Consider the following 19,765-nt stretch of genomic DNA (forward strand, 5'->3'; position numbering starts at 1 on the left):
CCTGCCGAGGCACACGATCCGCGAGCGCATCGTCTAGCCTACCCGCTGCATTACCACAGCGTGCAAGCCCTCCCGGGTCCGCGCGAACTCATCCGCTGCGAAAGCGGAGATTTTGCGCGGTAAGGGGCCACAGCTGTCTCGTCCGTCACACCCGTCCCAACCGCCACCCCACCCGACCGGCCGGACGCCGCCGGACCTAGCGTGGACGGGTGGACGACGACAGGGTGACCCGCCGACGGGTCGACGCCGGTGAGATCCGCCGGGCCAACCGCGGCTGGTGGGACACCGACGCCGACGCGTACCAGGCCGAGCACGGCGCGTTCCTCGGTGACGCCGACTTCGTCTGGTGCCCGGAGGGCCTGCGCGAGGCCGACGCGCGGCTGCTCGGCGACGTGGCCGGCCGGCGGATCCTCGAACTCGGCGCCGGGGCGGCCGCCGCCGCCCGCTGGCTCGCCGCCCAGGGCGCCCGGCCGGTCGCGCTGGACCTGTCCGCCGGCATGTTGCGGCACGCCGCCGAGGCCGCCGAACGCACCGGGGTACGCGTGCCGCTGGTGCAGGCCGACGCGCTCGCCCTGCCGTTCGCCGACGCCGCGTTCGACACGGTCTGCACCGCGTTCGGCGCGATCCCGTTCGTGGACGACTCGGCGGCGGCGATGCGCGAGGTGGCCCGGGTGCTGCGCCCCGGCGGCCGGTGGGTCTTCTCGGTCACCCACCCGATGCGCTGGATCTTCCTGGACGACCCGGGCGAGGGCGGGCTGACCGCCGTGCACTCGTACTTCGACCGCTCCCCCTACGTCGAGCAGGACGAGCACGGCGTGGCCACGTACGTCGAGCAGCACCGCACCCTGGGCGACCGGATCCGGGAGCTGGTCGGCGCCGGGTTCCGGCTGCTGGACCTGGTGGAGCCGGAGTGGCCGGCCGGGCACGAGGGCATCTGGGGGCAGTGGAGCCCGTTGCGCGGCCGGCTGTTCCCCGGCACCGCGATCTTCGTCGCCGAGAAGCCCACGGGCTGAGCGCGTCGCACGTCCGGTGCGACACGAGCTCCGGCACCCGGCGGTACGCTCGCCGCATGAGCGCCGAGCCCATCCCGACATCACCTGGCCCCTGGTGTCCGGACCCGATGCGGCAGCAGCGTGCGGACTACACGCTGGAGGATCTGCTCACCCTGCCGGACGACGCCCCCCGCGTCGAACTCGTCGACGGAGTCTTCCAGGTGACACCCTCCCCCACCCTGGGCCACCAGACAATCTCCAGCCTGCTGTGGCTCTGGCTTCGATCGCACGCACCGGCTCACCTGCGGGCGTCCCAAGCCGTCGGAGTCGGGCTCAGCCCCAACACCAGCCGGCAACCGGACGTCCTGCTCCACCACGCCGGGCTGCCGAGCGACAGGTCCCTCCTGCGACCGGCGGACGTCGTCCTGGCCGTCGAGATCGTCTCCCCCGGCACCCGGCGCGTCGACCGGTTCGCCAAGCCGGGCGAGTACGCCGCCGCGGGGATCCCCTTCTACTGGCGGATCGAGCAGGATCCGGTGCACCTCTACGCGTACCGCCTCGGTGACCGGATCGGCCCGGGCGGCGAGCGGCAGTACGAGCTGGTGGACGACAGCAGCGAGGTGATCGAGCTGCCCGAGCCCTTCGCGATCAAGCTGCCGATCGCGGAGATCCGGCCCTGACGACGCCGTTACTCGGTATCCACTCCGGGTAACCGGGCGGCATGGCCGAGAAGGAGTTCCACGCCGGGGACCACGTCTCCTGGGCCAGCCACAGCGGCCGGGCGTACGGGGTGGTCAAGGAGAAGCTGACCGAGCGCACCCACGTCCGCGGGCACACCGTGAACGCCTCGCCGGAGCAGCCGCAGTACCGGATCACCAACGACGACTCGGGCCGCGACGTCGCCCACCGCCCGGAGGTGCTGCGCCATGAGTCGCGCTGAGGACCCGCAGCAGACGTACCGGGAGTTCACCGACGCGGTGAACATGAAGCCGGGTGAGCTGTCCCGCTGGCTGGAGACCGAGGAGTCCAAGCACGTCGGCTGGCACAAGAAGGGCACCGCCGGCGGCGAGTCGGTCGGGCACGACTCCGGCCGGCGCATCGTCGACCTGCTGCGCCGCAAACGCGCCGACCTGACCGCCGCCGACTACAAGCACATGCGCAAGGTGATCGGGTACGTCCACCGCCACCTCGCCCAGCGGCCGTCCGGGGACGTGCGGGACACCAGGTGGCGCTGGTCGCTGATGAACTGGGGGCACGACCCGCTCAAGGGCTGAGCCGCCCGGGTCGTTCGCCGCGCGTTGGTACCGTGCCGGCGATGACGACAGACGTCCCGACCGCCGGCCGTCATCCCCGCGCCGGACGGGTGGTCCTCCTGGCGGGCCTCGGCCTGATCGCCGTCGCGGCAGTCTTCCTGGTGGCAACCGGCAACACCGGCGTCAGGTACAGCGCCGACCACGACGGCACCGTGCCGATGTGGAGCCGCTGGATCCCGGCGCTGGCCGGGATCGCGCTGATCCGGCTGATCCCGCCCGCGCCCGACCCGAGGTGGCCGGACCTGGTCGCGCCGTACCGCGAGGCGGTGCCGCTGCTGCTGGCCGGGATCGCGTTCGCCGCCGTCATGCCGCTGCTGGGCGGCGAACCCGCGTACACGGTGTTGAAGCTCGCGCTGCTGCTCGGCGTACCCCTTGTGGTGTTCCTCGCCGCGCGCCGCCGGCCGCCACGGTGGTCGCCCGGCCCGGCCCCGGCGGACGCCGCCCACCGGTGGGGTCCGGCGCTGCCGGTGGCGGTGTGGCTGGCACTCAGCTACGCGACGCCGCTGGCCGTGCCGGCGAGCGACTGGGGGCGGACCGTCACGCCGGTCGAGCTGGCCGTCACGCTGCTGGTGGCCTTCGCGGTGAACGCGCTGCTGGAGGAGGTCTTCTACCGGCGGTGGCTGCAGACCCGGTGGGAGTCGCTGCTGGGACGCTGGCCGGCGATCGTGCTCGCGTCGCTGGTGTGGGCGGTCTGGCACGTGGCCATCCAGGGCAGCGGCCGTCCCGCCGTCGACCTGGCGTCGGTGATCGTGAACCAGGGGATCGCCGGGCTGTTCCTCGGCTACCTGTGGTCGCGGTACCGCCGCATGTGGCCGCTGCTCGTGGTGCACGGCGCGGTAAACGCGATGCCCGTCCTGCTCGGCCTCTGACTTGACCCTGCCGCAGGCGGCAGGGTCGGACGATGCCGGCATGGAACGCCGCACACCACGCGTCGCCGTGGTCACCGGTGCGGGCACCGGCATCGGCCGGGCCACCGCACACACCCTCGCCACCGCCGGGTACGCCGTCGTCGCCGTCGGCCGGCGCGCCGCGCCGCTGTCGGAGACCGCCGGCGGCCGGCCGGACATCACGCCACTGACCGCCGACGTCACCGCGCCCGACGGGCCCGGCCGGATCGTCAGCGCCGCGCTCGACCGGTACGGCCGCCTGGACGTCCTGGTCAACAACGCGGGCGTGGCCGGCGGCGGGCCGCTGGCGGATCTGGACGAGGACGCCGCCCGGCGGCAACTGGAGACGAACCTCCTCGCGCCCGTCCGGCTGGCGCACGCCGCCGTCGAGGCGCTCGCCGCGACACGCGGTGTGCTGGTCAACGTCACCACGTCGGTCGGCCTGCGCGCCTGGCCGGGCAGTTCGGTGTACGCGGCCGGCAAGGCCGCGCTGGACTCGCTGACCCGCAGCTGGGCGGTGGAACTCGCGCCGCGCGGCGTCCGGGTGGTGGCGGTGGCGCCCGGAGCGATCGACACGCCGATCGGCGTGCACAGTGGCCTGTCCTCCGAAGGTCGAGCGGCGGTGCGGGACTGGCAACTCGCGCACACCCCGGCGGGCCGGATCGGCCGCCCGGAGGACGTAGCCTGGGCGATCCGGCGACTCTGCGAGCCGGAGGCGGGCTTCGTCACCGGTGTGGTGCTGCCGGTGGACGGGGGCGCGGTGGTCGCGTGAGAGGACGGTGACGGCGGTGCGGATCGGCGCGGTGGCGAAGGCGACGGGCTGCACGCCGCGTGCCCTGCGGCACTACGAGGAACACGGGCTCATCGCCTCGGCCCGGGCCGCGAACGGCTACCGCGAGTACGACGACGCGGTGGTCACCCGGGTCCGCAACATCCGTCACCTGCTCGACGCCGGGCTGACGCTCGACGACGTGCGGGTCTTCCTGCCCTGCCTGGACGGGGACGTGGCGTCCGCGCCGCCGTCAGTGGCCGGGCTGCGGGTCGGCCGGGAGCGGCTGGCCGTGCTGGACGCCCGGATCGCGGCCCAGGTGGCCGTCCGCGACCGCCTGGCCGCCGCCCTCCAGGCCGCCGCCCCTCCGGCCGCGCCCGCGCCCTCACCCGCTTCCCTTCAGTGATCAAGGAGTTCGTGTCCTGATTCGGGCCCCGGGAGGACACAAACTCCTTGATCACCCGCAGGCCGGCGGGCCGGACGGGGTGGGGCGTCGGGGGTCAGTGGTCGGCGCTGTTCCAGTCGCGGCCCTCGCCCACCGACACCTCCAGCGGCACCGACAGCGGGTACGCCTCGCCCATCTGCTTACGCACCAGCGCCTCCAACGCCTCCCGCTCGCCCGGCGCGACCTCGAAGACCAGCTCGTCGTGCACCTGCAGCAGCATCCGGGACCGCAGCCCGGCCTCGCGCAGCGCGCCGTCGACGTGCAGCATCGCGACCTTGATGATGTCGGCCGCCGAACCCTGGATCGGGGCGTTGAGCGCCATCCGCTCGGCCATCTCCCGGCGCTGCCGGTTGTCGCTGACCAGGTCGGGCAGGTAGCGGCGGCGGCCCAGGATGGTGGAGGTGTAACCGTCCTGGCGGGCGCGGGCCACCACCTCCTGGAGGTAGTCACGCACCCCGCCGAACCCGGCGAAGTAGTTCTCCATCAGCCCGCGCGCCTCCTCGGCGCTGATGCCGAGCTGCTGGGACAGGCCGAACGCGCTGAGCCCGTACGCCAGGCCGTAGTTCATCGCCTTGATCTTGCGGCGCTGGTCGGCGGTGACGTCCGCGACCTCGACGGTGAAGACCGAGGACGCGGTGGCCGCGTGGAAGTCGTGCCCGGAGTTGAACGCCTCGATCAGCGCGTCGTCGGAGGACAGATGCGCCATGATCCGCATCTCGATCTGGCTGTAGTCGGCGGTGAGCAGGCACTCGTAGCCCTCACCGACGACGAACGCGCGGCGGATCCGCCGCCCCTCCTCGGTGCGGATCGGGATGTTCTGCAGGTTCGGCTCGGTGGACGACAGCCGCCCCGTCGCCGCCACCGTCTGGTTGAACGTGGTGTGGATCCGGCCGTCATCGGAGACGGACTTGAGCAGGCCGTCGACAGTCGACTTGAGCTTCGCCACGTCGCGGTGGCGCAGCAGGTGGTGCAGCAGGTGGTGCTCGGTCTGGGCGTAGAGCCACTGGAGCGCGTCCGCGTCGGTGGTGTAGCCGGTCTTGATCCGCTTGGTCTTGGGCAGGCCCAGCTCGGTGAAGAGGATCTCCTGCAACTGCTTCGGCGACCCGAGGTTGAACTCGCGGCCGACCACCTCGTACGCGCTCTGGGCGGCGGCCTTCACCTCGGCGGCGAAGTGCGCCTCCAGCTCGGAGAGGTAGTCGGTGTCGGCGGCGATGCCGGTGCGCTCCATCGCGGCGAGCACCCGCATCAGCGGCAGCTCGACGCCGGCCATCAGCCGGGCCGACTGCTCGCCGTCGCGGGACAGCTCGGCGTCGATCGCGTCGGCCAGGTCGAGCGTGGCGCGGGCCTGGAGCATGAGGTTCTGCTCGGCCGCGCCCTCGTCGCCGAACCCGTCGAGCGTGAGCTGACCGGTCTCCGGAGCGTCGACGCGCAGCTCCCGGTGCAGGTAGCGCAGCGCCAGGTCGGTCAGGTCGTACGAGCGCTGGTCGGGGCGGGCCAGGTAGGCGGCGATCTGGGTGTCGCGGGCGATGCCCTCCAGCTCCCAGCCGTGCGCGGCGAACGCCAGCACCGCCGGCTTGCTGTCGTGCAGCACCTTCGGGCGCTCGGCGTCGGCCAGCCAGCCGGCCAGCGCGGCCTCGTCGCCGGCGTCCAGCCGGCTCGGGTCGAACCAGGCGCCCGCGCCGGCGGCGGTGGCCAGCGCCATCCCGGTCACGGTGGCGGTGTGGCGGCGGTTCGGGCCGGTGTCGAGCGTGACCGCCAGGCCGACCGGCGTGCCGGCCGGGGCGTGCGTGTCGAGCCAGCCCGCGAGCGCGCCCGGCTCGGTGAGCACCGCGCCGTCCAGGTCGAAGCCCGCCTCGGCCTCCGGCTCGACCGCCTCCAGGTATTGGTAGAGCCGGTCGCGCAGGATGCGGAACTGGAGCGTGTCGAAGACCTGGTGCACCGCTTCGCGGTCCCAGCCCTGCCAGCGGGCGTCCTCGGGGCGTACCGGCAGCTCCAGGTCGGAGACCAGGCAGTTGATCTCGTAGTTGCGGATCACGTCGGCGAGCCGCTCGCGCAGACTGTCGCCGGCCTTGCCCTTGATCTCGTCGGCGCGGGCCACCACGCCCTCGACGCCGCCGTACAGGTTGATCCACTTGGCCGCGGTCTTCGGGCCGACGCCGGGCACGCCGGGCAGGTTGTCGCTGGTCTCGCCGACCAGCGCGGCCAGGTCGCGGTAGCGATCAGGGGTGACGCCGTACTTCGCCTCGACCGCGGCCGGGTCCATCCGGGCCAGGTCGGAGACGCCCTTGCGCGGGTAGAGCACCGTGACCCGCTCGCCGACGAGCTGGAACGCGTCCCGGTCGCCGGTGGTGATCAGCACGTCCATGCCCTGGTCGCGGGCCTGCCAGGCGAGCGTGGCGATGACGTCGTCGGCCTCGTAGCCCTCCTTCTCGACCACCGGCACGCGCAGCGCGGCGAGGACCTCCTTGACCAGGCTGACCTGGCCCTTGAAGTCGGTGGGCGTCTCGCTGCGGCCGGCCTTGTACTCGGAGTACTTCTCGGTGCGGAAGGAGCGGCGGGACACGTCGAACGCCACGACGATGTGGGTCGGCTGCTCGTCGCGCAGCACGTTGATCAGCATCGAGGTGAAGCCGTAGACGGCGTTGGTCGGCTGCCCCGTGGTGGTGGAGAAGTTCTCCACAGGCAGGGCGAAGAACGCCCGGTATGCCAGGGAATGTCCGTCGACGAGGAGCAGGCGCGGCGTCGTAGCTGTCACGGCTGCGACTCTAGTCCGTACGCCCGACAACTCCGGCCTCCGGTGCGGCGCGCGCCGCACCGGAGGCCGAGGTCAGAGAACCTTGGCCAGGAACGCCTTGGTCCGCTCGTGCTTCGGCGCCGAGATCACCTCGCGCGGGTCCCCCTGCTCGACCACCACGCCGCCGTCCATGAACACGAGGTGGTCGCCCACCTCGCGGGCGAAGCCGATCTCGTGGGTCACCACGATCATCGTCATGCCGTCGCGGGCCAGGTCCTTCATCGTGTCCAGCACCTCGCCCACCAGCTCCGGGTCGAGCGCGCTGGTCGGCTCGTCGAACAGCATCAGCTTCGGCCGCATGGCCAGCGCCCGGGCGATCGCCACCCGCTGCTGCTGGCCGCCGGAGAGCTGACCGGGGTACGCGCCGAGCTTGTCGCCCAGCCCCACCCGGTCCAGCAACTGCGCGGCGTGCTCCCGGGCCTCCGCCTTCTTGGCCTGGCGCAGCAGCACCGGCGCCTCCATGACGTTCTGCAGCACCGTCATGTGCGGGAACAGGTTGAACCGCTGGAACACCATGCCGATGGCACGGCGCTGCGCGGCCACGTCCCGGTCGCGCATCTCGTACAGCTTGCCGCCGCGCTCCCGGTAGCCGATCAGGTCACCGTCGACCCAGATGCGGCCGGCGTCGATCTTCTCCAGGTGGTTGATGCAGCGCAGGAACGTCGACTTGCCGGAGCCGGAGGGCCCGAGCAGGCAGCACACCTCGCCGGAGCGGACCTCCAGGTCGATGCCCTTGAGCACCTCCAGCGGCCCGAACGACTTGTGCACCTGCTCGGCCCGGACCATCAACTCGGCGGCCCGCGTCTGCGGGGAAGCGGTCATGTCCGTCATTGCGCCGTCCCACTCGTGGTACTGCCGCTCTCGGCGGTCAGATTCCGCAGCCGCTGCCGGGCCCGCCCGCTGCGCCCGAACCCCTTGGAGTAGTGCCGCTCCAGGTAGTACTGCCCCACCAGCAGGACGCTGGTCAGCAGCAGGTACCACAACGTCGCCGCGACGTACATCGGGAAGGGCTGGAAGGTCCGGGAACCGACGGCCTTGAGCTGGAAGAACAGCTCCATCGACACCGGCACGAAGGCCACCAGCGAGGTGTCCTTGAGCATCGCGATGGTCTCGTTGCCGGTCGGCGGAATGATCACCCGCATCGCCTGCGGCAGCACGATCCGCCGCAGGATCTGCGCCCGGCTCATGCCCAGCGCCTGAGCCGCCTCGGTCTGCCCCTCGTCCACCGACTGGATGCCGGCCCGGACGATCTCGGCCATGTACGCGGCCTCGGAAAGGCCCAGCGCCAGCATGCCGGCCACGAAGCCGGTCAGGATGTCCACCGCGCTGAACCCGAACAGCCGGGCCTCGAAGTCGTGCAACCCGAACAGGGCGCCGATCTGCCTGTCGAACGGCAGACCGAACTCCAGCCGCGACCAGAGGATGCCGAGGTTGCCGAAGAGGATCGCCAGCACCAGCCGGGGCACCGCCCGGAAGAACCAGGTGTACACCCAGGCCACGCCGCGCAGCACCGGGTTGGGCGACAGCCGCATGATCGCGATGACGATGCCCAGGCCGATGCCGATCACCATCGACGTGATCAGCAGCAGGATGGTGCCGCGCAGCCCTTCGATGATCGGCGGACGGAACATCTCGTCCACCATGAACGACCACTGGAACGCGGAGTTCGTGACCAGCATGTGCACGAACATCGCGACCAGCACGGCGATGACCGCCACGCCGACCCAGCGCCCGGGGTGCCGCACGGGCACGGCCTTGATCGGTTCTGGCCGTGCCCGTCCGGATGTGTCGGCCGACATGGTCAGACCGACGGGTTCAGTTCAGCGTTGGTGATGGCGCCGCCCTCGACACCCCACTTGCTGAGCGCCGCCTTGTAGCTGCCGTCGGCGATGACCGCCTGCACGGCCTCCTTGAGCACCTCGGCGAACGCCTGCTGCTCCTTGTTCACCGCGTAGCCGTAGGGCGCCGACTCGTAGATGTCGCCGAGCACCTCCAGCTGGCCGTTGCTCTGCTTCACCGCGTACGCGCCGACCGGGGAGTCGGCCAGCATGGCGTCGTTCTTGCCACTGCCCACGGCAGCGGTGGCGTCGCTCTGCGCCTGGTACTGGTCGATCTTGATGGCCGGCTTGCCGGCGTCGGTGCACTTCTTCGACCGGGCGGTGATGTCGTCGAGCTGGACCGTACCGACCTGCACGGCGATCTTCTTGCCGCAGGCGTTCTCCGGGTCCACCCCGGCCGGGTTGCCCTTCTTGGTCGCCCACTGGGTGCCCGCCGAGTAGTAGCTCACCATGTTGACCGTCTTCAGACGGTCGGCGTTGATGGTGAACGACGAGACGCCGACCTCGTACTTGCCCGAACCCACACCGGGCAGGATCGCGTCGAACGGCGCCGACTCGTACTCGGCCCTGAGACCGAGCTTCTGCGCCACCGCGTTGAACAGCTCGACGTCGAAGCCGACCACGGTCTTGCCGTCCTGGTCCAGGAACTCGGCCGGGGCGTACGTCGAGTCGGTGCCGACCTTGATCACGCCGTCGGCCTTGATGGCGTCCGGCACCTTCGCGGCCAGGTTGGAGTCGGCCGTGGCGGACACCGACGGGCCGTCGCCCGGCTCGGCCGAGTTCTCCTTCTCGCCGCACGCGGCGAGGGAGAGCAGCAGGACGGCCGCACCGGCGACGCCGAGCGCCGCCCGCCGTCCGGGGTTGGGGTGGAACATGGCTGTACTCCTTATTGCGAGGGGTCGGTCGGTCAGGCCACGCCGAGGTAGGCCTCTTTGACCGAGGGGTCGTGCAGCAGGTCCGCGCCGGTGCCGCTCTTGACGATCCGGCCGGTCTCCAGCACGTACGCCCGGTGGGCGCGCGCCAGCGCCTGCTGGGCGTTCTGCTCCACCAGCAGGATCGTGGTGCCCTGCTGGTTGATCTCCGTGATGATCGTGAAGATCTGCTGGATCAGCATCGGCGCGAGACCCATCGACGGCTCGTCGAGCAGCAGCAGCTTCGGCCGGCTCATCAGCGCCCGGCCGACCGCGAGCATCTGCTGCTCACCGCCGGAGAGCGTGCCGCCGGCCTGCTTGCGCCGCTCGGCCAGCCGCGGGAACAGGTCCAGCACCCGGGCCAGGTCCTGCGCGATGCCGGCCTTGTCGCGCCGGGTGTACGCGCCCATGTCGAGGTTCTCCAGCACCGTCATGCCGGGGAAGATGCCCCGGCCCTCGGGCGCCTGGCACAGCCCGCGGCGGACCCGCAGGTCGGCGCGGAGCTTGGTGATGTCCTCACCGGCGAACTTGATCGTGCCGGAGGCGACCGGCCGGATGCCGGAGATCGCCCGCATGGTGGTGGACTTGCCGGCGCCGTTCGCGCCGATCAGCGCGACGATCTCCCCCTCGTCCACGGTCAGGCTGATGCCGTGCAGCGCCTGGATCCGCCCGTAGAGCAGGCTCACGTCCTCGATCTCAAGCAGCATCGTCCGGCACCCCCAGGTATGCCGCGACCACCTTCGGGTTGTCCCGCACCTCGGCGGGCAGCCCTTCGGCGATCTTCTTTCCGAACTCCAGGACCACGATCCGGTCGGTCACGCCCATCACCAGGCGCATGTCGTGCTCGATCAGCAGCACCGTCACGCCCTGGTCCCGGATCTGCCGGATGAGCTGCAGCAGCTCCTCCTTCTCCGCCGGGTTGAAGCCGGCGGCCGGCTCGTCCAGGCAGAGCAGCTTCGGGTCGGTGGCCAGCGCGCGGGCGATCTCCAGCCGGCGCTGCTCGCCGTAGGACAGGTTGCGGGCGAACTCGTGCATCCGGTTGCTGATGCCGACGAACTCCAGCAGGCGCTCGGCCTTCTCCCGGCCCTCGCGCTCCTCCTTCCAGTGCCGCGGCAGGCGCAGCAGGGCGGCGATCACGCTGGTCTTGTGGTGCGCGTCCGCGCCGACCTGGACGTTCTCCAGCGCGGTCATCTCCGGGAAGAGACGGATGTTCTGGAACGTACGGGCCATGCCCATCCGGGTGATCTGGTGGCGCTTCTTGCCACTGATCTTCTGGCCCAGGAACCGGATCTGCCCCTCGGTGGGCTGGTAGATACCGGTCATCGCGTTGAAGCAGGTGGTCTTGCCGGCGCCGTTCGGTCCGATCAGGCCGAGGATCTCCCCCTTGTAGAGGGTGAAGTCCACGTCGTTGAGGGCCACCACACCGCCGAAGCGCAGCGTGACGTGGTCGACCTCCAGCAACGGCTCCCGCTTGTCGACCGTCTCGACGGCGGGGGCCGCCGCCTGGGCCGGAACTGCCGGGGTCTGCTCGGTGTCACTCACCGACGATCACCTCCTTGCGGCGGTCCTTGAACTCCGCCGCTCGTCGCCGGTTCGGGATCAGGCCCTGCGGCCGGAAGATCATCATCACCACGAGCACCAGACCGAAGAAGAGGAACCGGTACTCGTACAGCTCGATGCCGAACAGCTCGATGCCGCGGAACCGCTCGATCATGTACGCGACCAGGCCGCCGCCGACGATCGCGCCGACGATGTTGCCCGAGCCGCCGAAGATGACGGCGGCCAGGATGATGATCGAGTTGAGCAGCTCGAAGTTCTGCGAGTTGACGAAGTTCTGCTTACCGGCGAACAACGCGCCGGCCAGACCGGCGATGGCCGCGCCGGAGGCGAACGCCCACAGCTTGAACTTGAACGTCGGCACACCCATGAGCTGGGCCGCGTCCTCGTCCTCACGGATCGAGATCCAGGCCCGGCCGACCCGGCTGTGGGTCAGGTTCCGCACCCCGATCACCACCAGGATGATCAGCGTGAGCACCAGCCAGTAGTACGGGCGGGCGTCGAGCACGCCGAACCACGGCCGGCCGTCGGCGTACTGGCCGGGCGGGTGCGGAATCTGGTTGAAGCCGCGCTGTCCCTTGAGGAACTCGGAGCTGACCGCAGCGATCCGGATCATCTCGGCGAAGCCGAGCGTCACCAGCGCCAGGTAGTCGCCGCGCAGACGCAGCGTCGGCGTGCCGAGCATGACGCCGGAGACCATGGTCAGGCCGATCGCGATCGGCACCACCGCCAGCCACGGCCACAGCGTCTTGAGGTCACTGCTCGGCGAGGTCAGCACCGCCACCGTGTACGCGCCGACGGCGAAGAAGCCGAAGTAGCCGAGGTCGAGCAGACCGGCGAAGCCGACCACGATGTTGAGGCCGACCGCCAGCAGCACGTAGATCGAGACCGTGAACATCACCTGGGTGAAGTTCGCTCCCGGGGTCGGGATCGGCCCGAGGTACTGGTAGAACTCCTTGTTCGGCAGCGCGTAGAAGAACGCGATGACCGCGACCAGCAGCACCCAGCGCACCCAGCGCGGCGCGTGGTGCCAGCGCTCCGAGATCGCGTGCCGGCCCTGCCGCAGCTTGTCCGCCGCCGTCTCCCGCCGCTCCGGCGGGTCGATGGTGGTCGTCATGCGCGTGCCCTCCCCAGTGATTCGCCGAGCAGACCGGTCGGCCGGAACATCAGCAGCACGACCAGCACCGCGAACGCGGCGAAGTCCTTCCACTGACTGCCGAACAGGCCCGCGGCGTAGTTCTCCACGACGCCGAGCAGCAACCCGCCGACGAGCGCGCCGCGCAGGTTGCCGATACCGCCGAGCACCGCGGCGGTGAACGCCTTGAGGCCCAGCAGGAAGCCGACGCTGTAGGTGAGCGTCTGGATCCGCACGTCGTAGAGCAGGCCCGCGACGCCGGCCATGGTGCCACCGGCGATGAAGACCATCAGGATGATGCGGTCCTTGTTGACGCCCATCAGCGCCGCCGTGTTGGCGTCCTGGGCCACCGCCCGGATGCCGCGGCCGGTACGGCTGCGGTTGATGAACTGGTCCAGCGCGAACATCATCACCAGCGCGGAGCCGATCGTGAGCAGCTGCACCGCGTCGATCGGCACCCCGGCGATGTGGAACAGCGGCTCCGAGCTGACCAGGATCGGCGCGCCCTCCGGCCGACGCCGGGTGTAGACGCCGAACGCCTCGGAGATGGCGATCGAGGCGCCGATGGCGGTGATGAGGAACGCCAGCGGCGGCGCGTTGCGCTTGCGCAGCGGCCGGTACGCCACCCGTTCGATCACCGTCGCGGTGCCCGCCGAGGCGATGGCCGCCACGATCATCGCCACCAGCAGGTAGAACAGGATCGAGCCGAGGCCGCTGACCTGCGAGTTCTGGTCGAGTCCGAATCCGTTCCAGGTCCAGATCGCGGCGAACGCGCCGGCGATGAAGACCTCGGAGTGGGCGAAGTTGATGAGCCTGAGCACGCCGTACACAAGCGTGTAGCCGAGCGCGACCAGGGCGTAGATGGCGCCCTGCGTCAAGCCGGTCGTGGTGAGTTCCCCGAAGTTGGAGAACAATCCGTCGAAGTCCAAGGGAGGGACGCTCCGTCGCTCAAGAGAAAAAGAGGGTGCGGCCGGGAGCCAGCTCCCGGCCGCACCCGCGATCACTACTCAATCGCCAGTCCAGCGATCGAACGATCAGGACTTGGGGATCTCCTGGTCCGGGACGACCTTGCCGCCCTGCACCTTGAACGCCCAGACCTTGACCTGCGCCGGGTCGAGCTCGCCGCCCTCGACGAACTTGTAGCTGGCGGCAACGCCCTCGCCGCTGTAGCCCTTCACGAACTCCAGCAGGTCGGCACGGCTGCTCTTGCCGGCCTTGATGCCCGCCAGCAGGATGTTCGCCGCGTCGTAGGCGGTGTCGCTGTAGGTGCCCGGGTCGGTGCCGTTGAGCGCCTTGAAGTCGGCGGCGAAGGTGCCGCGCGCCTCGGTGGACGGAGCGCAGGGGCAGGTGAGGATGGTGCCCTCGGCGGCGGCAGCACCGGCGGAGGTGATGTACGCGCCGTCGTTCACGCCGTCACCGGCGACCAGCGGAGCGGTGACCCCGGCAGCGGTGAGCTGCTTACGGATCAGGCCGGCCTCCTGGTAGTAGCCGCCGTAGAAGACCGCCTTGACGTTGGCGGCCTTGACCTTGGTGACCACGCCGGAGAACTCGACCTGCTTGCCCTCGCCCTGGACCTTGTCGCTGCCCACGACCGAGGCGCCGAGAACCTTCTTGACCTCGTCGGCCAGGCCGGCGCCGTACGCGGACTGGTCGTCGATGACATAGACCCGGTCGGCCTTCATCACGTTCTTGATGTAGTTACCGGCGGCGGGGCCCTGGCTCAGGTCGTTGCCGACCGCCCGGAAGAACGTCTTCCAGCCCTGCTCGGCGAGGCTGGGACGGGTCGCGGAGGGGGTGATGGTGACCAGACCGGCCTCGTTGAACAGCGGGCCGGCGGCCTCGGACTCGCCCGAGTAGGCCGGACCCACGACACCCAGGATCTTGGTGTCGTCGATCGCCTTCTGGGCCAGCTGCGGCGCCTGGTCCGGGCTGCCCTGCGAGTCGAGCTCGGCGAGCTCCACCTTGCAGTCCGGGTTCTCCTTGTTGTACTTGTCGACGGCCAGCTTGACGCCGTTCTTCTCGTTGATGCCCAGCGCGGCCGAGCTACCGGTCAGCGCGCCGAAGAAAGCGATCTTGCTCCCGCAGGCGCTGCCCCCGGAACCCTCATCGTCGCTGCCGCTGGAACAAGCGGTGCCACCGGCGACGAGCGCCAGCATGGCGACCCCGCCGATCACGCGTGCGAGCTTCTGCCTCAAGGCCCGAACCCTCCTCCGTCCATGATCCGAACCACCCGCCGCTGATTGGCCCTTGCGGGGTGGACGAACCAAGACCGTCGTCGCCGGTCTGGGCCGGGACGTTATCCCACCGGAAGCGGTGGCGTAAGACCTGGAAAGCGGGGTTGACCGAACCGTTACACGCGGTGGCGGATTCAAGCCGATCGCCGTAAGAACCGTAGGCGGGGAAAGGCTTTCACCAACTATTCCTCGGTAACGGGCTCATCGGCGATCACCCGCTACCGATCGATGGCCGGCAACGCCCCCCACCAGGCACGGGACGTTTTCCCGTCGTCGGCGACCACGAACAGCCCGTCGTCGCCGACGGCCACCGCCAGCGCCGCGTCGCCACCGTCCGGCACCGGCACCGGAGTGATCACCGGAAGCCACGAGGCGCCGCCGTCACGCGACATCCAGAGCCGTCGCTGAGCCCCGTCACCGGTCACCGCGACGAGCCGCCGACCCGCCGCCGCGAGCGCGTCCACCGACGACACCCCGGGACCCGCCGTACCGAACCCGCCGACCCGCCGCCACCCCTGCACCGCACCCGCCGAACCGGCCGACGGCGAGCCGCAGTCGTCGCACCCGCGCCACACCGCGAACCGGTCACCCACCGGCCCGAGGACCACCGGCCCGCCGTCGGCCGGCACCACCCGCTCCGCCGCCCCGGCGGCGCCCGCCGGCACCGGCAACGCCGCGCGCCGCCACACCCGGCCGTCGGCCGAGGACCACGCGAGCGGCACCCGGGCCGTACCGCCGGGCGGCAGCAACGACCCCACCACCAGCCAACCCGAGGAGCCCACCGCCGCCACGTCGTACGCCGCCGTCCGGCCCCGGCCGTCGCCGGCCAGCTCCGCCACGCCCTCACGCAGGACGAAACCCTCGGCGTCCGGCGACGACCACACCGACGCGCCGTCCGCGCGCGACCCGGCGACCAGCCACCCGCCCGGCCCGGCCGCCAGCCGCGACGCGCTCACCGCGCGCGGGCCACCGAACAACTCGAACGCCGCCGGCACCTCCCGCACCGGCCCACCCGGACGCCAGACCCACGTCCCGGTACGCGGATTGCCGTGCACACCACCGGTCTTCGCGCCCAGCGCCGCCATCCCGTCGTCGCGGCACGCGACCGCGTAGAGCACGTGCTGACGGCCGTAGAACGTCTGCGCGCGCACCGGAATCGGCGACCAGGTCACGCCGTCCGATGAGGACCACACCGCCGGCCGGGTCTCCCCCGCCGCGTCGACCAGCCCGCCCACCACGTACCAGCGGCCGGCACAGCGCGCCGCGTCCCGGGGCACCGGGCGGCCTGCGGCACTGTCGGGAAGGGCCAGCTCCACGGCCCGCCACTCCGGGCGCACCGGCGCCGGCACGGGCAGCGGCCGCGGGGTGGCGTGACAGGCCGCCACGAGCGACGCGGCAGCGGTCACGGCGGCGAGCGCCGGCCGGACGCGCACGGAAGGCATGGACCCGATCCTATCGATCGGGCACCTTCCGGCAGGTCAGGAAGCCGGCTGCTCCACCTCGCCGCCGGCGGTCTCGGCGAGGATCCGCTCGGCGACCTCCTTCATGGTCATCCGGTGGTCCATCGCGGTGCGCTGGATCCACTTGAACGCCTGCGGCTCGGTCATGCCGTACGTGGTCATCAGCGCGCCCTTGGCGCGCTCCACGGTCTTGCGGATCTCCAGCCGGTCGGTGAGGCCGGCGACCTCCGACTCCAGCGCGGCGATCTCCGAGTAGCGGGACAGCGCGATCTCGACCGCCGGCACCAGGTCGCTCTTCTGGAACGGCTTGACCAGGTACGCCATCGCGCCGGCCGCCCGCGCCCGCTCCACCAGGTCACGCTGGCTGAACGCGGTCAGGATGATCACCGGGGCGATGCGCGCGCCGGCGATCCGCTCGGCGGCGGCCAGCCCGTCCATGATCGGCATCTTGATGTCGAGGATGACCAGGTCGGGCTTGAGCTGCTCGGCGAGCTTGACGGCGGTCTCGCCGTCGCCGGCCTCGCCGACCACCTCGTAGCCCTCTTCGACGAGCATCTCGGCCAGGTCCAGCCGGATGAGCGCCTCGTCCTCGGCGATCAGAACGCGCTTGCGCTCGGCGTCCGCCTGCATCTCGCCCACGAGCCACTCCCACCGGTTCGAGCCCGACACCCGCCCTGCCGGGTGTCGCCGCCCCTAGCGTAGTAGGTAACCTATGGCACGACGCGAGAGCGTCGCGCGAGCCTGTCCCCGTATTCCAACCGGTAGAGAAACGGAGCTCAAACCTCCGACAGTGTGGGTTCGAATCCCACCGGGGACACCGAAACCGTCGTACGCGCGTTCGAAGATGTCCGCGTGCATCCACCCGAGATACGCGCGCGAGCACGTCAGGCCTTCCTGTCCGGGGCCACCGTCGCGGAGGCGGCCCGCGCAGTGGGCCTCAACTACCGCACCGTCTGGCACTGGTGCAGGGATCGGCCGGAGTCGAGGGAGCACGGCACCGCGCTGCGGTGTTTCCGCTGCCGCGAGGGTGTCCGCGTTCCGACAGATCCGGCGGCCTATGCCTATCTCCTCGGGCTCTACCTGGGCGACGGGCATCTCGTGACCAGGGCACGGGTGCCGGTGCTCCGGATCTCCTGCAGTGACAGTTGGCCCGGGCTGATCGAGGCTTGCGACGACGCCATGCGGCGGGTCCTGGCGGCGAAGGTCCAGCGCGTCCAACATCCGGGCTGCGTCAGCGTGCAGAGCTACGGCAAGCACTGGCCGTGCCTGTTCCCACAGCACGGACCCGGCAAGAAGCACCAACGCCCGATCGTCCTGGCGGACTGGCAGCGCCCCATCGTCGAGGCTCAGGCGGGCGACTTCCTGCGCGGCCTCTTCCACTCCGACGGGTGCCGCTTCGCCAACCGCGTCGTCGTCCGGGAAAAGGAGTACGTCTATCCCCGTTACATGTTCCACAACGAGTCGGCCGACATCATGGGCCTGTGCCAGCAGGCCCTCGACCGGCTCGGCATCGCCTGGCGGATGAACCGCCCCAACTCCCTGTCGGTGGCCCGCCGGGAGGCGGTCGCCGCCCTCGACCAGCACGTCGGCCCGAAGTCGTGACCGGCCCGCGCCGCCGACCCGGCCGGCCGGCGGGCGTCAGATCCGCGACAGTGCCTGCGCGAGATCCGCCCGCAGGTCCTCCGGGTCCTCCAGGCCGACCGAGACGCGCAGCAGCCCGCCGCAGGGCTTCGCGTCACCCTCGACCGGCCGGTGGGTGAGCGAGGCTGGGTGCTGGATCAGCGTGTCGACGCCGCCGAGCGACACCGCGTGCGTGATCAGCTCGCAGGCGCCGGCGACCTCGGCCGCGGCGGGCGCGCCACCGCGTACCTCGAAGGCGAGCAGGCTGCCGGTGCCGGACATCTGCCGGCCGACCAGCCCGGCCGGGTCGTGCAGCGACGGGTGGTGGACGCGCTCGACGGCGGGGTGACCGGCGAGCCAGGCGGCGAGCTTCTCGGCGCCGGCCTGCTGGGCGCGGACGCGCAGCGGAAGGGTCTGGATGCCGCGGTGCAGCAGGTACGCGCCGAGCGGGTGCAGGACGGCACCGGTGACGGCGCGCACCTGGCGCAGCCGGGCGGCCCACTCGGGGGCGCAGGCGATCACGCCGGCGAGGACGTCGCCGTGGCCGCCGATGCTCTTGGTGGCGCTGTGCAGCACGAGCGCGGCGCCGTGGCGGGCGGGCTGCTGGAGCACCGGGGTGGCGACGGTGTTGTCGACGAGCAGCGGGACGTCACCGGCGGCGTCGGCGAGTGCGGCGATGTCGACCAGGTCGAGGCTGGGGTTCGCGGGGGTCTCGACCACGACCAGGGCGGTGTCGGGGCGGATCGCGGCGGCCACGTCGGCGGGGGTGGCCCAGGTGACCTCGGTGCCGAGCAGGCCGGTGGCGAGGACGTGGTCGGTGCCGCCGTAGAGGGGGCGGACTGCGACGATGTGGCGGTTGCCGTCGCGGGTGGCGGCGAGCAGGGCGGCGGTGAGCGCGGCCATGCCGCTGGCGAAGGCGACGGCCTCGGCGGTGCCTTCGAGCTGGGCGAGCGCGGTCTCGAACCGGGCCACCGTGGGGTTCCAGAGGCGCTGGTAGACGGCGCTGCCGCCGGCCGGGAGGGTGCCACCGGTGGCGAGCGTCTCGTAGTCGTCACCGCCGCCGGCCACCGAGGGCAGCGGGTTGGTGGTGGACAGGTCGATCGGCGGGACGTGGACGCCGAGCCCGGCGAGGTCGGCGCGCCCGGCGTGTACGGCTGCGGTGTCCACGGAAGTCATGCCGGAAGCGTCGAACATGACGATGGCTAGAGGCAATAGCAGCGAAGAAGATTCTGGCAATCACGCTTTCGCCCAGCGGTGATTCGGTGAAGGATGGTCACATGCCTGCCGCACCGAATGATGTACGGCCGTTCGCCGGCCTGGACGACGTCGACCGCGCGATCCTCACCGAGCTGGCGGCCGACGGCCGGCTGCCGAACAACGCGCTGGCCGAGCGGGTCGGGGTGGCGCCGTCGACGTGCCTGACGCGTACCCGGGCGCTGCGCGAGTGCGGGGCGATCCGCGGGTTCCACGCCGAGGTGGACCCGGCGGCGGTGGGGCTGCCGTTGCAGGCGCTGGTGTCGGTGCGGCTGACCGCGCACGAGCGGGCCGCTGTGGACGCGTTCCGGGCCCGGTCGGTGCGGCTACCAGGGGTGGTGTCGGTGTTCCACGTGGCCGGCGCGGAGGACTACGTGCTGCACGTGCGGGCCGCCTCCGGTGACGCGCTGCGGGACTTCGTCCTCGATCATCTCGCAGTCGATCCGGCGGTGCAGCACACCCAGACCAGCCTGATCTTCGAGCAGGCCCGGGGTATGGGGTAGCGCACCCGGCGGAACAATTCCGGCACGTGGCCTGTTGCACCACGCTGTGATCG

Annotated in this window: 20 protein-coding genes, 1 tRNA gene and 1 pseudogene; 10 read left to right on the forward strand and 12 right to left on the reverse strand. The window is 71.3% G+C overall.

The window, feature by feature from the left end; all coding sequences use genetic code 11:
* Nucleotides 1–209 precede the first annotated feature (209 nt).
* The 7 genes and pseudogenes from DQE82_RS09400 to DQE82_RS09430 all read left to right on the forward strand — a co-directional run bounded on the left by DQE82_RS09400 (nt 210) and on the right by DQE82_RS09430 (nt 4,367).
* Complete coding sequence (locus DQE82_RS09400) at nt 210–1,013, forward strand: class I SAM-dependent methyltransferase (RefSeq protein WP_113972497.1); 804 nt, start codon at nt 210–212, stop codon at nt 1,011–1,013.
* 107 nt (nt 1,014–1,120) lie between these two features.
* On the forward strand, nt 1,121–1,672 hold the full coding sequence (locus DQE82_RS09405) for a Uma2 family endonuclease (RefSeq protein WP_069089070.1): 552 nt from the start codon (nt 1,121–1,123) through the stop codon (nt 1,670–1,672).
* Nucleotides 1,673–1,713: 41 nt separating this feature from the next.
* On the forward strand, nt 1,714–1,932 hold the full coding sequence (locus DQE82_RS09410; protein ID WP_043329581.1) for a DUF2945 domain-containing protein: 219 nt from the start codon (nt 1,714–1,716) through the stop codon (nt 1,930–1,932).
* Nucleotides 1,919–2,263, forward strand: a pseudogene (locus DQE82_RS09415) (DUF3140 domain-containing protein); the annotation flags it as partial. The gene DQE82_RS09410 and the pseudogene DQE82_RS09415, both read left to right, overlap by 14 nt.
* A 44-nt stretch (nt 2,264–2,307) precedes the next feature.
* Nucleotides 2,308–3,174 carry a CPBP family intramembrane glutamic endopeptidase gene (locus DQE82_RS09420; RefSeq protein ID WP_113972498.1) on the forward strand — a complete coding sequence of 289 codons (867 nt, stop codon included), beginning with the start codon at nt 2,308–2,310 and terminating at the stop codon, nt 3,172–3,174.
* Between the two features lie 40 nt (nt 3,175–3,214).
* Nucleotides 3,215–3,964 carry an SDR family NAD(P)-dependent oxidoreductase gene (locus DQE82_RS09425; RefSeq protein ID WP_113972499.1) on the forward strand — a complete coding sequence of 250 codons (750 nt, stop codon included), beginning with the start codon at nt 3,215–3,217 and terminating at the stop codon, nt 3,962–3,964.
* A 16-nt stretch (nt 3,965–3,980) separates the two neighbouring features.
* The gene (locus DQE82_RS09430) at nt 3,981–4,367 is read left to right on the forward strand and encodes a MerR family transcriptional regulator (RefSeq protein ID WP_233514626.1); all 387 of its coding nucleotides are present in this window, start codon (nt 3,981–3,983) and stop codon (nt 4,365–4,367) included.
* A 94-nt stretch (nt 4,368–4,461) separates the two neighbouring features.
* Here the strand turns inward: DQE82_RS09430 and polA are convergent, their stop codons facing one another.
* From polA to DQE82_RS09485, 11 genes are all read right to left on the reverse strand, one after another.
* Nucleotides 4,462–7,161, reverse strand: coding sequence for a DNA polymerase I (polA, locus tag DQE82_RS09435; protein WP_113972501.1), 2,700 nt, complete (start codon nt 7,159–7,161; stop codon nt 4,462–4,464).
* A 72-nt stretch (nt 7,162–7,233) separates the two neighbouring features.
* Nucleotides 7,234–8,022: an amino acid ABC transporter ATP-binding protein gene (locus DQE82_RS09440; RefSeq protein WP_282596598.1), complete on the reverse strand. Its 789-nt coding sequence runs from the start codon at nt 8,020–8,022 to the stop codon at nt 7,234–7,236.
* Between the two features lie 5 nt (nt 8,023–8,027).
* Nucleotides 8,028–8,999 carry an amino acid ABC transporter permease gene (locus DQE82_RS09445; protein ID WP_043329574.1) on the reverse strand — a complete coding sequence of 324 codons (972 nt, stop codon included), beginning with the start codon at nt 8,997–8,999 and terminating at the stop codon, nt 8,028–8,030.
* Between the two features lie 2 nt (nt 9,000–9,001).
* On the reverse strand, nt 9,002–9,913 hold the full coding sequence (locus tag DQE82_RS09450; RefSeq protein ID WP_043329573.1) for an ABC transporter substrate-binding protein: 912 nt from the start codon (nt 9,911–9,913) through the stop codon (nt 9,002–9,004).
* Nucleotides 9,914–9,945: 32 nt separating this feature from the next.
* Entirely contained in the window at nt 9,946–10,656 is a 711-nt protein-coding gene (locus DQE82_RS09455; RefSeq protein WP_043329572.1) for an ABC transporter ATP-binding protein, read from the reverse strand.
* On the reverse strand, nt 10,646–11,491 hold the full coding sequence (locus tag DQE82_RS09460; protein ID WP_030503808.1) for an ABC transporter ATP-binding protein: 846 nt from the start codon (nt 11,489–11,491) through the stop codon (nt 10,646–10,648). Before DQE82_RS09460 ends, DQE82_RS09455 begins: the two co-directional genes overlap by 11 nt.
* Nucleotides 11,484–12,623: a branched-chain amino acid ABC transporter permease gene (locus DQE82_RS09465; protein ID WP_030503807.1), complete on the reverse strand. Its 1,140-nt coding sequence runs from the start codon at nt 12,621–12,623 to the stop codon at nt 11,484–11,486. Before DQE82_RS09465 ends, DQE82_RS09460 begins: the two co-directional genes overlap by 8 nt.
* A complete protein-coding gene (locus DQE82_RS09470) occupies nt 12,620–13,570 on the reverse strand; it encodes a branched-chain amino acid ABC transporter permease (protein ID WP_043329571.1) in 951 nt (316 codons plus the stop codon). Before DQE82_RS09470 ends, DQE82_RS09465 begins: the two co-directional genes overlap by 4 nt.
* A gap of 105 nt (nt 13,571–13,675) precedes the next feature.
* Nucleotides 13,676–14,836, reverse strand: coding sequence for a branched-chain amino acid ABC transporter substrate-binding protein (locus tag DQE82_RS09475; protein ID WP_047893880.1), 1,161 nt, complete (start codon nt 14,834–14,836; stop codon nt 13,676–13,678).
* Between the two features lie 257 nt (nt 14,837–15,093).
* Nucleotides 15,094–16,317, reverse strand: a complete 1,224-nt coding sequence (locus DQE82_RS09480; RefSeq protein WP_113972502.1) for a hypothetical protein — start codon at nt 16,315–16,317, stop codon at nt 15,094–15,096.
* Nucleotides 16,318–16,353: 36 nt separating this feature from the next.
* Nucleotides 16,354–16,974 carry an ANTAR domain-containing response regulator gene (locus DQE82_RS09485; protein ID WP_043331122.1) on the reverse strand — a complete coding sequence of 207 codons (621 nt, stop codon included), beginning with the start codon at nt 16,972–16,974 and terminating at the stop codon, nt 16,354–16,356.
* Nucleotides 16,975–17,078: 104 nt separating this feature from the next.
* Here DQE82_RS09485 and DQE82_RS09490 point away from each other — a divergent pair.
* Nucleotides 17,079–17,152, forward strand: a tRNA-Leu gene (locus DQE82_RS09490).
* Between the two features lie 35 nt (nt 17,153–17,187).
* Entirely contained in the window at nt 17,188–17,937 is a 750-nt protein-coding gene (locus DQE82_RS09495) for a helix-turn-helix domain-containing protein (protein WP_069089064.1), read from the forward strand.
* Nucleotides 17,938–17,973: 36 nt separating this feature from the next.
* Here DQE82_RS09495 and DQE82_RS09500 read toward each other — a convergent pair whose 3' ends face one another.
* Nucleotides 17,974–19,149: a PLP-dependent aspartate aminotransferase family protein gene (locus tag DQE82_RS09500; protein ID WP_113972503.1), complete on the reverse strand. Its 1,176-nt coding sequence runs from the start codon at nt 19,147–19,149 to the stop codon at nt 17,974–17,976.
* Between the two features lie 83 nt (nt 19,150–19,232).
* On the opposite strand from DQE82_RS09500, the gene DQE82_RS09505 reads away from it, so the two are divergent.
* Nucleotides 19,233–19,712, forward strand: coding sequence for an Lrp/AsnC family transcriptional regulator (locus DQE82_RS09505; protein ID WP_030503801.1), 480 nt, complete (start codon nt 19,233–19,235; stop codon nt 19,710–19,712).
* The last annotated feature ends 53 nt before the right edge of the window (nt 19,713–19,765 follow it).

Origin of the sequence: Micromonospora sp. LHW51205 (assembly GCF_003315815.1) — a bacterium.
GTDB classification, from domain to species: domain Bacteria; phylum Actinomycetota; class Actinomycetes; order Mycobacteriales; family Micromonosporaceae; genus Micromonospora; species Micromonospora chalcea.